Here is a 13,580-nt window from a genome sequence, read left to right as displayed (position 1 = left end):
ACATCACTCATTCATTCATTTACGGTGGCGATGCGTAAAGCCCCCGTGTTTTAACCGGGGGATACAAGCGAGGGCAGCCCATTTTATTTGGCAGTAAAATATTAGTCGTGATGTGGATCATTAATGTAATCAAGTATTCTTTTGCTGCTGATCTTTCCTGTGGTATCAAACATATAAGAATGCGTCCATAGACTTGGAAGCTTTAACAGTTCTGGAAACTCTTCTCTAAGGAGCCGAGATGTTCTGCTTTTAAACGCTTTAACGACTTGAGCGATTGAATGGTGTGGGTCATACTCCACGAGAAGATGAACATGATCTGAGGCAACTTCTATTGCCTTAATAATCCACTTTTTGTCGTTAGCTACAGACTGAAAAACCTCTATACACCTTAGCTTTAAAGTTTCGTTTTGATAGAACAACCTTTTCCGACGACAAGGAATCCATACGAGGTGTACAGTAGCGTTTCCGATAGCATGGTTAAAATGTCTGTATGTTGGTTTCATGTCGATAGATTGCAATAGTCTACAGTTTATGGTACTATATCAAACTATGAAGACACTGAAGTTTAAACTCTACCGACACAAACGAAACAAATCACTCCACCAGACCATTAATGCTGCTGGCATGATTTACAATCACTGTATCGCTTTGCACAAGCGGTACTATCGGATGTTTGGGAAGTGTGTGAAAAAGGCTAAACTTCAGTCTCACATTGCAAAACTCAGAAATAGAAATAAGTTCTGGCAATTGGTAGGTTCTCAAGCCGTTCAAAATATATGCGAACGAATTGACAGAGCCTACCAATTATTTTTTAAACACAACAAAAAAGGATTTAGACCGCCCAATTTCAAGAAAGTGAAAAAGTATAAATCTTTCACTTTAAAGCAGGCGGGATACAAGTTCGTAGGCGGGAACAGAGTCAAGATAGGCAGTAGAGTTTATCAATTCTGGAACTCTCGACTTATTGAAGGGAAAATTAAAACGGTGACGGTTAAGAGAAATCCTTTGGGCGAGTTATTTTTCTGCGTTGTCGTTGACAATAACAGCACTCCTGAAATCAAGTCCGAGACGGGTAAAATCGCTGGATTTGACTTCGGACTAAAAACGTTTTTGACTTGTTCCGAGGGCTTTTTAGTACAATCCCCGCAATTCCTGAAACAGGCTATCAGTGAGGTCAAGAAAGCGTCTAGAAGCTTGTCCAAAAAACGTAAAGGTTCAAAGAACTGGGAGAAGGCTAGGAAACATTTTGTTCGCCAGCACGGAAAAGTTGTGAACCGCAGACGAGATTGGTTCTGGAAGCTTGCTCATCAATTAACAGAACAATTTGATGTTCTCTGTTTTGAGACTTTAAACCTCAAAGGAATGCAGAAGCTTTGGGGTAGAAAAATCGGTGACTTGGCTTTTGCAGAGTTCATTGAAATACTCGAATGGGTTGCTACGAAAAAAGGGAAACAACTGGTCTTTATTGACCAATGGTTTCCCTCTAGTAAGACCTGCTTTCACTGCGGTCACGTTCTAGAAAAACTGGAATTAAATACCAGAGAATGGCGTTGTCCGTCCTGTTCAAATGTTAATGGACGTGACGAAAATGCTTCTCTAAACATTAAAAGAGTCGGGGCATCGACTCTTGGATTAGACAGTGTGAGACAGGGTTTGCCTGCTTCTGTTGTTTGACTCCAGAATCCCCCGCGATTTATCCGGGGGAGTGTGTCAATGTGACCATTTTTCCACCGGAAGTACCCGAATAAATTGTAGAAATAATAGAATCAAATACAACGGATTGAGAAAAATATATCGTTTCCACAATCGTTTCGGTTCTTGCCAGAGTCGAAATGCCCACTCTAAGCCTCCTCGTTGCATCCAACCGGGGGCTTGAGGAATATTACCTGCATGAAAATCAAACGCCGCCCCAACGCAAAGAATCGGACAATTGAGTAAATCTCGATGTTCAAACGCCCAAGTTTCTTGACGAGGACAGCCTAAACCCACTAATAAAATGTCAGTTTCAGAGGTTTGAATTTGTTTGATAAAAGCAGCATCTTCTTCTATTGTTAAAGGGCGATAAGGCGGAGAAATAGCACCGCAAATTTTAAGATTTGGAAATTTATGTTTAAGATTAAACTCTAATTTTTCCAACACTTGGGGAGTTGAACCATAAAGAAAAATATTAGCCCCTTGTTGAGTGGCTTGTTCACAAATATATAAGGTTAAATTGGGGCCATAAACTCGGTCTTTGAGATTAGTTTTGTAGAGTAAATTCAAAGCCCAACGTACAGGTTGACCATCTGGACAAACTAAATCAAAACGGTTCAGACGATAGCGATAAGCTTTGTCTAAAACTGCCGTCATAATCCCGTGAACAGGTTGGGCGGCGACAATCAGGGATTGATGATTTTTAGCCCCATTCATCACTTGATTGACTGCACTTTCATAGTCAATGGCGCTGACTTTGACCCCTAAAAGGTTATATTTCCCTAAATCAAGCATTAGAATTCACCGATGAATTTAGCCAGGAATTCGGCTAACTTTATTATACTGCGGTTGGGGTACAATTCAATGGGTTTTTGATCTGAGAATTTGCATCTGCTAAATGCTTTTTCAGTGTGGCTTCAGGAAGTGGCCCTTGTAGATGATGCCACGGGAGAATATCATCAAGATGCCAGTTTTCATAAACATAATAATCGAGTTCGGGTAATTGTCCTCGCAACTCTTTAAAAGCCCGTCGATAACTTCCCAAAGACTCACCATAGCCTCTGACTAATTCTAGCAGATGAGAGACTCGGCGATCGCCTCTTGAGATTAAAGCTTGAATGACTGACCATTTATAGCTTTCTGGACGAAACTCTATTCCATTTTTACGGAGATTTTTTTCAAGATATTTCAGCCTTTTTTCGGCTTCTGGGTTCACCCCAAACCATTGAAAGGGAGTGTGAGATTTTGGGACAAAGGTACTACAACCGAGGGTTAATTTTAAACCGGGGGCGGCTTTTTTGAGTTGTTTCATCAAAGCCAGAGTTGCTTCTACATCTTCAGGATATTCACCAGGTATCCCAACCATTCCATAGAGTTTTAAGGCTTTTAATCCTCCGGCTTTGGCATTGACAACGGCTTGAATAATTTCTTCGTTTTCTAGCTTTTTGTTGATAATTTTACGCAGATTTTCGCTGCCACTTTCTATGGCAATGGTCAAACTTTTTGTATCTCGTTTGGCTAGAGTTTCTGCCAGTTGAACAGTAACAGTATTCGTTCTAACTGAAGCAATACTTAGCCTAACATCATCATATTTCGGTTGACTCAAATAGTCTAATAACTCGTTGAATTCGGGATGTTGAGTTACAGAAGCCCCCAACAAACCAATCCTTTTTGTAACGGTTAAACCCTGTTCAATCGCCGGAATGAGTGAGGTTTCTAAGCTAGCTGTTCTAAACGGTAAGGTGAGATAACTCGCTAAACAAAAGCGGCACATTTCTGGACAACTGCGAACCACTTCAACCATGAAAATATTTTCCCAGGCGGCTTTTTCCGTCACCACAGTAGAAGCCGATAAGGTATTTCCGCGATAGGTTTGTTTTTGAACGATTTTCGGAATGTCTGCTGTTATCGGTTCAATCGATTTTATTTTACCGTCTTGACTTTCATAAATGACTTGATATAAACTAGGAACATAAACACCTGGAACTTGAGCCAGATGTCGTAATTTGATTTCCCGGCTTGCGGTTCTTACTTGTTGATAAGCGGTGATTAAATTGGGTAATAAGTCTTCTCCGTCTCCGAGTAAAACGAGATCAAAAAAGTCTGCAAAAGGTTCAGGATTAGCGGTTAAAACAGGCCCCCCTCCAAATACTAACGGATGAGAATTGTCTCGGTTCACTGAACGAATCGGAATATTGAGAAATTCTAAGCGTTCTAAAATATTGATATAATCGAGTTCCCAAGATACGGAAAATCCGAGTAATTCGGGTTGGGTGGGTAGAGGTTCGTGAATATCTGTAAATAGCCGACTAACTTGTACATCGGAACGTAAAGCCAAAGTCGCCCAAACAATTTGATAACCTAAACTGGTAATTCCGACAGTATACTCGTTTGGAAACGCAAAAATAATCGGAATAGCGTTCATATCCGGTGTCGCCGGAGTAAACAAAAGACGTTCGGAGTCGAAGACAGAAATATTCACTAGGCTAAGTTAAAATTCAATAAAGATAAGTCGCAATTCTTGAAAACCAAAATAGACTTCTAATCCATCAGACTTTCGCCGGGGTACTGCCACCATAGCCCGGTAGGGTTTGGTGGTATGGGGATAGGCGGGAAATCGGAGGGACGGAGATTTCCAATTAATTTGCGTTTTTACATTTAACCTTCTTTTTGAGACTACGAATGTATGCTCTTAATACTTCTGATTGTGTTCTGTCTTCCTGCTCGCAGAAAGCCTTGAGTATCTTGAGCTACTTGCTCAGGAATCCTTACTGCTAGGTGTTTCATGATCTTGCATTGTGTTGCTAATTGCGATACAATATTATCATGATAATCACCTATCAGTACCGTCTCAAGCCAACTTCCGACCAGGAGTCCACAATGGAAACCTGGGGCGAGTTGCTGCGTCGGCACTATAATTACGCACTCGGTCAGAGGCTCGATTGTCTACGCCGTACTCGATGCCAGTTTGACCGATGCAGTATTGTTTCTGAACCGATAGGTGATATCCCTGAAAAAGTTGATTATTACTCACAAGCATCAGAGTTAAAACAAACTAAAGAGCTATTTCCTGAATACAAAAACATCTATGCCGACTGCCAGCAGCAGAACTTGATGAGATTGGACAAAGCGAGTAAGCGTTGGTTAATTCCCGATAAGAATGGTAAGCGAGGAGGTCGCCCACGTTTTAAGAAGCGGGGTGACATCTGCTCGTTTACTTTTCCTAGAGTGAACTGCCCAAAAGCAGGCGCACATCTGATAGGGAACATCTTGAAACTATCAAAGATTGGCGAAATTAAAGTTATCTTGCATCGCCCAATCCCTGACGGTTTTGCAATTAAGCAAGTTACCTTAGTCAAAAAAGCTGATGGATGGTATGCAAGTTTTTCCCTGGAAGACGACACGATTCCTGAGCCGTTGCCAGTAGATGAAGTTAAAAGTGCTGTTGGCATAGATGTTGGTTTAGAGAAGTTTTTAGCGACATCTGACGGACAAGCTGTAAAGATTCCCCAATTTTACCGGAAGTCTCAACAACAGTTAGCTCGTCAACAACGACAATTGGCACGGATGGAGAAAGGCTCTAAAAACTACCAACGACAATCTAATAAAGTTGCTCGTCTTCACTTGCACGTTGCCAGACAGAGAAAAGAGTTTCATTATCAAGTCGTTCACTGGCTGTGTGAGCATTACGACTTGATAGCGTTTGAGAACTTGAACATTAAGGGCTTGGCAAGAACCCGATTGGCTAAGTCGATATTGGATGCAGCCTGGGGGAGTTTCCTGAATATCCTGCAAGCAGTGGCGGTAAAACGCGGTAAGTGGGCAATTGGAGATGACCCTAGAGGCACGAGTATCGAGTGTTCTGGTTGTGGTGCAAGGGTTGAGAAGACACTTAAGGATAGAGTTCATAATTGCCCTCACTGCAAGTTAGTTATCGACCGAGATTGGAACTCTGGAATTAACATTTTGAATCGGGTAAAACAGACGCTTGGACTAGCGTTTGCTGGCTGCGGAGGATACTTGGATGCAAGTCCTGTGAGGCAGCAACTCTCAATTGCGAAGTTGGGAAGCCCCTTCTATACTGCGCTTCGCAGTTAGGAGGGGAGGATGTCACTTTAGAAGTCCTGCTTACAAAGTTGAAAAAAGTTACATTCAATCTTAATGATATTTTAGCTTAAAAAAGAGAATCATTGAAGCCAAGCTGAGAGTGACAATATTCGTCGCCACGATGGGTAAGTCTCCAATTAAAGCCCCATAAACAATCCACAAAAAGACACCTGAACAAAAAAGCACAAACATTTCTAGGGAAACATCACGAGTTGATTTTGTTTTCCAGGTTTTAATCACCTGCGGTAAAAAAGAAACTGTGGTTAAAGTCCCTGCCAGCAGTCCAATTGCTGTAATTAAAGTCATCCCTACACTACCCTGAATTTAGCCTTTCTTATTCTAGTTGAGGAGTTGGAAGATGAGGAGATATTAACATATAGCAGGTCGCACTGGTGTATTGACAAATTGATGAAATTGAGAAACTCTCAAACCTTTACTGAGAGAGGTTTTAAACTCCCTGTTCCCTGTTCCCTGTTCCCTGTTCCCTGTTCCCTGTTCCCTGTTCCCTGTTCCCTGTTCCCTGTTCCCTAGCGCGTAGCGCTATAAATGCTTGCATATCCATCCCAGAAAAGGTAAAATATGATCGCAGCAAAACTTTTAAATGTCTTCATTTTGAGTGTTAATTTCCCTGAACTTTAGTCGGGGGTAGACTTCTCGTAAGGACGGGTACTTCGCCACAGGAAAACCAAAGCGAGCGCTATACTCGGGAAAAAGACAGCAATTAAAGTATTTGTGACTGATAACGGAATCGATAGAGATGGCCCTACATATTTAATCAGAACCGATACGGCTGCTGAGAGTAATAAGACTTTGAGGAGAAATCCGACTTTATTATCCATAAAGACACGTTAAACGGTAAAATTAGGTTTGAGTCGCTGTATTCGTACAGATTTTATCACTTAATCCCAATTTTCGATTTTGTTAGTTCTTTATCCCCACCAAGCTTTCTTTATCCCGTCTAACCCTCTTTATCCCCCCTAACCCCCCTTTGAAAGCAGGGCCGTTTCGTTGCCCGAAAACTTGATTTGTGGGGAGGTGGGGAGGTAGGGAGGTAGGGAGGTAGGGAGGATTTTTATTAATAAAAAGCTATTTTTCCTCGGAAAAAACTCCTCTCCCCATCACCCCCTTCGGGTTCGCCACTCCCCTCAACGCGGGGAACCCGCGCACGGGGGTGGACTCACCATCACCCTTTCACCCCATCAACCCCGGCAATTTTTAACTTAGAATGAAACAGCCCTGCCCTTTGAAAGGGGGGAATAAGAAAGTTCCCCTTTTACCCCCATTATCAAAACCCCTCAGCTACCCCCATTATTGGGGGTCACGGGGGCGGGGGGTTTGGGGGCGGAGTCACGGGAGCGGGGGATTTAGGGTAATTTAGAGTTAAATAGAACAGAGACAAATTTGGATAATATTTGTAGTTTTTAAGGTTAAAAGTATTTGGAGTTTATGAACGATGGAACAAAAAAATCCAGAATTAGTAGAAAAGATTCGTCAACAATTTGAGTCGGCACCCTATCCGAAAATCCCGTTAGAAAGATCTCCTAAAGAGTCTTATGATATCCTCTATATTCATAATTTAGTCACGTCTTATTATCTAAGAAATCAAAAATTTATTAATACCGAAGGCAAAGTTATTTTAGATGCGGGTTGTGGGAGCGGGTACAAATCCCTCGTTCTCGCTGAAGCCAACCCCGGCGCGAAAATTGTGGGGGTAGATTTATCAGCAAAATCCGTTGATTTAGCCCAAAAACGATTAGAACATTACGGCTTTACAAACTGCGAATTTCACGCGATTTCTATAGAAGAATTGCCTCAGCTTGGGTTGGAGTTTGACTATATTAACGCCGATGAAGTGCTGTATTTGTTGCCAGATATTGTCGAAGGGTTGAAGGCAATGAAAGCGGTATTAAAGCCCGAAGGAATTATTAGAACGAATCTTCATAGTTACTTTCAGAGGGCGTCCTATTATCGAGCGCAAGACTTGTTTAAGTTCATGGGGTTGATGAATGAAAGTCCGGGGGAAATGGAGATAGAAGTCGCTAGAGAAACGATGAATTCTCTTAAAGATCAGGTTTTGATTAAGATGCAAACTTGGAGTGAAAGGGCGAAAGAAAGTGATGAAGCAATGCTGGCGAACCACTTATTAATGGGCGATAAAGGTTCAACAATTCCCGAACTCTTTGCGGCTTTGAGAGAAGCTAACTTAGAATTTATCAGTATGGTAAATTGGCGGTATTGGGATATAACGGGGTTGTTTAAAGAACCGGATAATTTACCTGCATTTCTGGCGATGAGTTTTCCCGAACTTTCAGCAGAAGACCAACTCCACCTGTTTGAACTACTGAACCCAGTTCATCGTTTGTTAGACTTTTGGTGTGGTCATCCGGGCGCCGCTCATCTGGTTGAACCTGTTTCTGAATGGAGTGATAACGACTGGAACACTGTCACCGTTCATCTACACCCACAACTAAGACATTCTAAAGCAAAAGAAGACTTGATTCAATGTGTCCAAACCCGCAGACCGTTCGAGATGAGCAAATACGTTAAACTTCCGACAATGGTTGCACTTCACCAAGAAAGTGATGTGGTCGCGAGTTTGCTTCCCCTCTGGGATGAACCCCAACCCTTTCTCAGTTTAGTAGAACGATGGCAAAAAATCCGCACTGTTGACCCCATCACCCTCGAACCCGTGAGTCAGCAAACGGCTTTTGAACAAGTCAAAGAACTGTTGAGTGACCTCGATCCCTTTCTGTATGTGCTTTTGGAGCGTTCCGCCTAAAAAGTCAAAAAATTTTCTGAGGGGTGATATGAAACGGAAAGTGACTGGGTAAGTTAGGGATACGAAAACAAGATATCCATTATCCTAACCCCAAGGAGAAACTACTATGAAGACCGAATTTAAAGCAAAATTCTTACAACACGTTGCTAAGAGAAAAAAAGAAGAGGGTTTCACCCTAATTGAATTGTTGGTTGTTATCATCATTATCGGGATTTTGTCGGCGATCGCGTTACCTTCTTTCCTTAACCAAGCGAATAAAGCCAAAGAGTCTGAAGCGAAGCAATACCTCAGTGCAATTAACAAAGGTCAGCAAGCAATTTACACTGAGAAAAGTAAATTCTCTGATGATATTTCATCTCTCGGTGTGGGTATCAAGACACAAACAACCAATTTCGAGTATAAATGTGTTACAGGTGTCGGGGGAGTTAACTGTAAAGCAACCTCTACGGGAACTGCTATTCGCTCCTATCTGGGAGCCGTCTATTTAATCAGTATTAGTGAGTCAGAAACAACATCAAGAAGTCTGCTCTGCCAAACTAAGGAGCCAGGTAAAGATCCGGAAGGGATTGATGTAGCTACAGTTGTTGAATTTGGTCAAAAGGATCCCGAATGTCCAGAGACTATGGAAGATGTCTAGTTTCATTGGGAATACCTTCACTGCTTTCGTGATTTGAGACAATTTACTGTTGATTTAGGTGGGTGGCGGTTGCTACCCACTTATTTTTTTAATTAAATCTGATTTTTTCCGAACAATACTTTCATCCAACTCAAACAGAGAAACGACAATGAAGACAGAATTTAAAGCAAAATTCTTACAACACGTTGCTAAGAGAAAAAAAGAAGGAGGTTTCACCCTAATTGAATTGTTGGTTGTTATCATCATTATCGGTATTTTGTCTGCGATCGCGTTGCCTTCTTTCCTTAACCAAGCGAACAAAGCCAAAGAGTCTGAAGCGAAGCAATACCTGAGTGCAATTAACAAAGGTCAGCAAGCTGCGTACACTGAGTTCGGTCAGTTTAATACTGATATTAATGCTCTTGGTGTGGGTATCAAGACTGAAACAGAAAATTACAAATATGAATGTGCCGTTGGTAAAGCCGCAGTTAGCTGTACAGCAAAAGCTGAGGATGGCGCTCCTCTTCGAGACTATCTTGGACACGTCTATTTGGTATATGTTAATGATGCAGAATCAACATCAAGAAGTATACTGTGTCAAGCTAAGGGGCCAGATAAAGATCTGGGTATTTTTCAACTAGGTAGTATTAATGCTAAAAATTCTGATCCCACCTGTGAAAAAGCTAATCCTAAGATGGAAGATGTCTAGATTGATAGTTGGTAGGTTGGGTTGAGGAACGAAACCCAACAATGTTTTCGGTTGTTGTGTTGTTGTGTTGTTAGGTTGTTGTTGGGTTGCGCTACCACTTAACCGAACCTACGGTATGATCACGAATAATGCGAACATAATATGAGAATGTCTTCTTCCGATTCACAAACAATAAATTGGCAACAACAAGCCGAGCAATGTCTACTCGATGGAGATTATCAGCAAGCAAGCCGTCTGTACGAAGCTGCAATAGAAACAGAACCTGATGTAAAATCCCATTACTGGAATTTGGGGCTGATGCTGCTGTTGCAGGGAGAGGAAGCCGAAGCCCAGACAAGTTGGCTGTTTGCGATGGCGGAGGGGGAAGCGGAGGAAGTCGAACAGTGGACAACAGAATTAATCCAAGTCTTGCAACATGAAGCTCAACGGCGAGAATATTTAGAAGATTGGGCTGTGGCTTGGGCAATTCGCCAACATATCCGAGAGATTACTCCTACAGATATCAATAATATATTAAATTTAATTGCACTGAGTGTTTTACTCAAAACCTATACCGGAGAGGAACTCACTTCTTTTGGTGTATTTGACTTGCTTCAGTCCCCTTCAGAAGCGGAAGATATCGATAGTAAATTGTTGTTTTTGGTTTTACAAGAAGTTCTAAACTATGCCCCTTTAGATTCTCAATCTTTAGAATTCACTAAAGCTTGTCTGCCTTATGTTTCCGAGCAGAGCGAGTTGATCGATTTATTAAAAACAACTGCGACTATAATTTCGATTATCCATTATCAGGCTAAGTTAGCAGTTGAATTTGCTGAATTGGCTTTCCAGTTGGAACCGGAAAATACAACGGTTTTGTTTCTGATAACAACTCTTTATCAAAAAGCAGAAAATCTTGAAAAAGGGATTGAACTTGCAAAGCATTGTTATGCGGCTCTTGAAGATTTAGCGGATAAAGTTTATGCAAATCACTTAATTTTAAGAGGCTTAATGTCTGCGGGTGGTGGATATGTGGCTGAAGTCAGTTCTATTTTAGAACGCCATGAAACTTTGGTCGAGTCTTTGATAGAGTTCAATCCAAGTGAACTCACTCAAGAAGTGACAATGCGCCTATTTTCAACTCTATTTTTTCCTGCTTATTTACGAGATGAGCCGCAGGTTAATAATAAACTACGACAACAAGTTGCTCAAATCTGTCAAAAGAATATTGAAAACTATGCTGATTCTGCGGTTAAGCAATACAAACAAAAATTTGCATCCCGTCAATCTATTAAAGATCCGAATAAACCCTTGAGAATTGGCTATCTTTCTCATTGTCTGCGAAATCATTCGGTGGGATGGTTGGCAAGATGGTTATTTCACCATCATAACCAAGAAAAGTTTCAAATTTATGCTTATTTAATTAATGCAAAAGGTCGAGAAGATGCTTTACAAGATTGGTATGTAAATAAAGCCGATACAGCCCATGAGTTTCCTGTGGGATCTAGAGAAATTCCGGATAAAATCTCCGAGGATGAAATTGATATTCTTATCGATCTTGATAGTATTACTCTCGATGTAACTTGTGAAATTATGGCAGTGAAACCTGCACCTGTTCAAGTGACGTGGTTGGGTTGGGATGCTTCAGAAGTGCAAAATATTGACTACTATATTGCCGATCCTTATGTATTACCCGAAAATGCTCAGGACTATTACAGCGAGAAGATTTGGCGACTTCCACAAACTTATATTGCAGTGGATGGTTTTGAAGTCGGGGTACCAACGTTACGACGGGATGACCTAAATATTCCCGGTGATGCGGTGATTTATCTTAGTTCTCAGACGGGTTATAAATACCACCCGCAAACTGCAAAAATGCAAATTCATATTTTGAAAGCAGTCCCAAATAGCTACTTTTTAATTAAGGGTTTCAAGAAACAAGATATCGTCAAAGAGTTCTTTATTCAACTGGCAAAAGATGAGGGAGTTAACCCAGATCGCTTAATCTTTTTATCGGGAGTACCCAGTTCGATAATTCATCGAGCCAATTTAGCGATCGCAGATGTTTTGCTGGATACGTTCCCCTACAATGGCGCGACAACGACATTAGAAACGTTGTGGATGGAAGTTCCAATGGTAACTCGTGTGGGTCAACAGTTCGCCAGTCGAAATAGTTATACAATGATGGTTAATGCGGGAATTAATGAGGGAATAGCTTGGACGGATGAGGAGTATGTTGAGTGGGGTATTCGTCTAGGAACCGATGAAGCGTTGAGACAACAAGTGACTTGGAAATTGCGAAAATCAAAACAAACGGCGCCGTTGTGGAATGGGAAACAGTTCACCCGTGAGATGGAAAAAGCCTACGAACAAATGTGGCAAATTTATTTAGATTCTAGGGGTTGATGTTGACCTTTGCTCCAACCCCTCTCCTACGAGGCGAGGGGAGTTTATTGTCATTATTTTTCGATCATCTCTTGAATTGATTGCCGATCAATAGATATTTCTTGTCGGAGTTGCCGCATTCCTGCAATAGTATCTTGAATCGATTTTCGAGTGACAAGCTTTCCCCAAACGTTATAGCGGGGTTGGGATGAATTTTGAGATAATGACTGGTAAACTATTGTGACCTCTATATCTGTATCTCTGATCTCTGTTGGCATTTGCACTTGTAAGATTCCATCTGAGCCGATGTGAGTTTTTAACTGAATACTTTGCATGACAAGTCTCCGATAATATTTTTATCTTAAAGGATATCAAATAACAATGCACTACTTCTTCTCTAGGCTCACCAATGACATATCAGATTAATTACTCCCCTCTCGACTAATAAATAGTCCCATTAGGGACACCTTTTCCCTCTCCTTGTAGGAGAGGGTTAGGGAGAGGTAGGAGAGGGTTAGGGAGAGGTGGAGAGGGGCTGGGGGAGAGGTCACGGGATTTAGGGAAATTACTTAATACTATAACTCCCGAATTTGACTCGATGCAAACACTTGTTCGCAAGTTAATTCTAACTCGGGAAAAGTAGAAGAAACAATGCAATCGCTTCCGGTAAAAGACTGGACTTGATATTCACCCTCAACCAACTGATAAACAAAAATTTTCGGCTGTTTGGGATTTCCTAAAAGGGTGCGAGAACCTATTGCCAAATAATCAACAATCCAATATTCAGGAATTCCTAAGCGTTGATATTCATCTCGTTTATCGATATAATCATCCTCCCAATTGGTTGAAACCACTTCTACAGCGAGTTGAATAGGTTCTGTTAACGCGCCATAAGTTCGCACGTTACTATTCCAAACTTCCGCTTTCACTACACCAACATCAGGATTTCTTCCCCGTTCTTCTCCCTCTTGAGTTGTGGTTTTAATAATGATATCTTTATCAACAATATAGTCTAAATTTAGGCGTTCGCTTTCTCGATCAAAATAACGAACTAGAAACCGAGCCACATTTTTATGAGCGCGAGTGGGTTCCACTTTTACGACTTCTCCGTTTACCAGTTCGTACTGTCCGAAACCATCGGGATACTGTTCTAAAAAATCGATAAAGGTTAGTTTTTTAGTCGTGGTTAAAGTCATGGTTTTTCCAGAAAAAAGCAGTTTTAATCAGATAGATTTTTTGATTGCAGTTGCAGAGATTTAAAGATACTATCAGGATTTTTAATCGTAACTTACATGACTCATTTTATAATTTTTTAT

13 protein-coding genes are annotated in these 13,580 nt (G+C 41.2%); 6 read left to right on the top strand and 7 right to left on the bottom strand.

The genetic code is table 11. The features are described 5' to 3' along the window. Window positions 1–101: 101 nt before the first annotated feature. A complete protein-coding gene (gene tnpA, locus L8106_RS12685) occupies window positions 102–503 on the bottom strand; it encodes an IS200/IS605 family transposase (RefSeq protein ID WP_009784709.1) in 402 nt (133 codons plus the stop codon). On the opposite strand from tnpA, the gene L8106_RS12680 reads away from it, so the two are divergent. Next, window positions 502–1,674, top strand: coding sequence for an RNA-guided endonuclease TnpB family protein (locus tag L8106_RS12680; RefSeq protein ID WP_009784708.1), 1,173 nt, complete (start codon window positions 502–504; stop codon window positions 1,672–1,674). The two genes, tnpA and L8106_RS12680, sit on opposite strands and share 2 nt — an antisense overlap. A 36-nt stretch (window positions 1,675–1,710) precedes the next feature. Here L8106_RS12680 and L8106_RS12675 read toward each other — a convergent pair whose 3' ends face one another. Beyond that, window positions 1,711–2,487, bottom strand: coding sequence for a WecB/TagA/CpsF family glycosyltransferase (locus L8106_RS12675; RefSeq protein WP_009784707.1), 777 nt, complete (start codon window positions 2,485–2,487; stop codon window positions 1,711–1,713). A gap of 43 nt (window positions 2,488–2,530) precedes the next feature. Then, window positions 2,531–4,117: a radical SAM protein gene (locus L8106_RS12670; RefSeq protein ID WP_009784706.1), complete on the bottom strand. Its 1,587-nt coding sequence runs from the start codon at window positions 4,115–4,117 to the stop codon at window positions 2,531–2,533. 401 nt (window positions 4,118–4,518) lie between these two features. On the opposite strand from L8106_RS12670, the gene L8106_RS12665 reads away from it, so the two are divergent. After that, window positions 4,519–5,790, top strand: a complete 1,272-nt coding sequence (locus L8106_RS12665) for an RNA-guided endonuclease TnpB family protein (protein ID WP_039896187.1) — start codon at window positions 4,519–4,521, stop codon at window positions 5,788–5,790. Window positions 5,791–5,850: 60 nt separating this feature from the next. Here the strand turns inward: L8106_RS12665 and L8106_RS12660 are convergent, their stop codons facing one another. Then, complete coding sequence (locus L8106_RS12660) at window positions 5,851–6,105, bottom strand: SemiSWEET transporter (protein ID WP_009784704.1); 255 nt, start codon at window positions 6,103–6,105, stop codon at window positions 5,851–5,853. Between the two features lie 329 nt (window positions 6,106–6,434). Further along, a complete protein-coding gene (locus tag L8106_RS30480; protein WP_071941388.1) occupies window positions 6,435–6,638 on the bottom strand; it encodes a hypothetical protein in 204 nt (67 codons plus the stop codon). Window positions 6,639–7,252: 614 nt separating this feature from the next. Between L8106_RS30480 and L8106_RS12655 the strand changes: the two genes are divergently transcribed. From L8106_RS12655 to L8106_RS12640, 4 genes are all read left to right on the top strand, one after another. Beyond that, window positions 7,253–8,578, top strand: coding sequence for a bifunctional 2-polyprenyl-6-hydroxyphenol methylase/3-demethylubiquinol 3-O-methyltransferase UbiG (locus L8106_RS12655; RefSeq protein ID WP_009784703.1), 1,326 nt, complete (start codon window positions 7,253–7,255; stop codon window positions 8,576–8,578). A gap of 106 nt (window positions 8,579–8,684) precedes the next feature. Continuing rightward, window positions 8,685–9,215 (top strand): type IV pilin-like G/H family protein, encoded by a 531-nt coding sequence (locus tag L8106_RS12650; RefSeq protein WP_009784702.1) that lies wholly within the window; start codon window positions 8,685–8,687, stop codon window positions 9,213–9,215. 148 nt (window positions 9,216–9,363) lie between these two features. Further along, window positions 9,364–9,903, top strand: coding sequence for a type IV pilin-like G/H family protein (locus L8106_RS12645; RefSeq protein WP_009784701.1), 540 nt, complete (start codon window positions 9,364–9,366; stop codon window positions 9,901–9,903). Window positions 9,904–10,050: 147 nt separating this feature from the next. Then, window positions 10,051–12,285, top strand: coding sequence for a hypothetical protein (locus tag L8106_RS12640; protein WP_009784700.1), 2,235 nt, complete (start codon window positions 10,051–10,053; stop codon window positions 12,283–12,285). A 53-nt stretch (window positions 12,286–12,338) separates the two neighbouring features. On the opposite strand, the gene L8106_RS12635 is transcribed toward L8106_RS12640, so the two are convergent. Then, window positions 12,339–12,599, bottom strand: coding sequence for a hypothetical protein (locus L8106_RS12635; protein WP_009784699.1), 261 nt, complete (start codon window positions 12,597–12,599; stop codon window positions 12,339–12,341). A gap of 240 nt (window positions 12,600–12,839) precedes the next feature. After that, window positions 12,840–13,460 carry a Uma2 family endonuclease gene (locus tag L8106_RS12630; protein ID WP_009784698.1) on the bottom strand — a complete coding sequence of 207 codons (621 nt, stop codon included), beginning with the start codon at window positions 13,458–13,460 and terminating at the stop codon, window positions 12,840–12,842. Window positions 13,461–13,580 lie beyond the last annotated feature (120 nt).

The sequence above is a fragment of the Lyngbya sp. PCC 8106 genome (genome assembly GCF_000169095.1).
In the GTDB taxonomy this organism is placed as follows: Bacteria; Cyanobacteriota; Cyanobacteriia; order Cyanobacteriales; family Microcoleaceae; genus Capilliphycus.
Note: the sequence above shows the minus strand (reverse complement) of the source record. Positions and strands in the feature narration are given on the sequence as shown.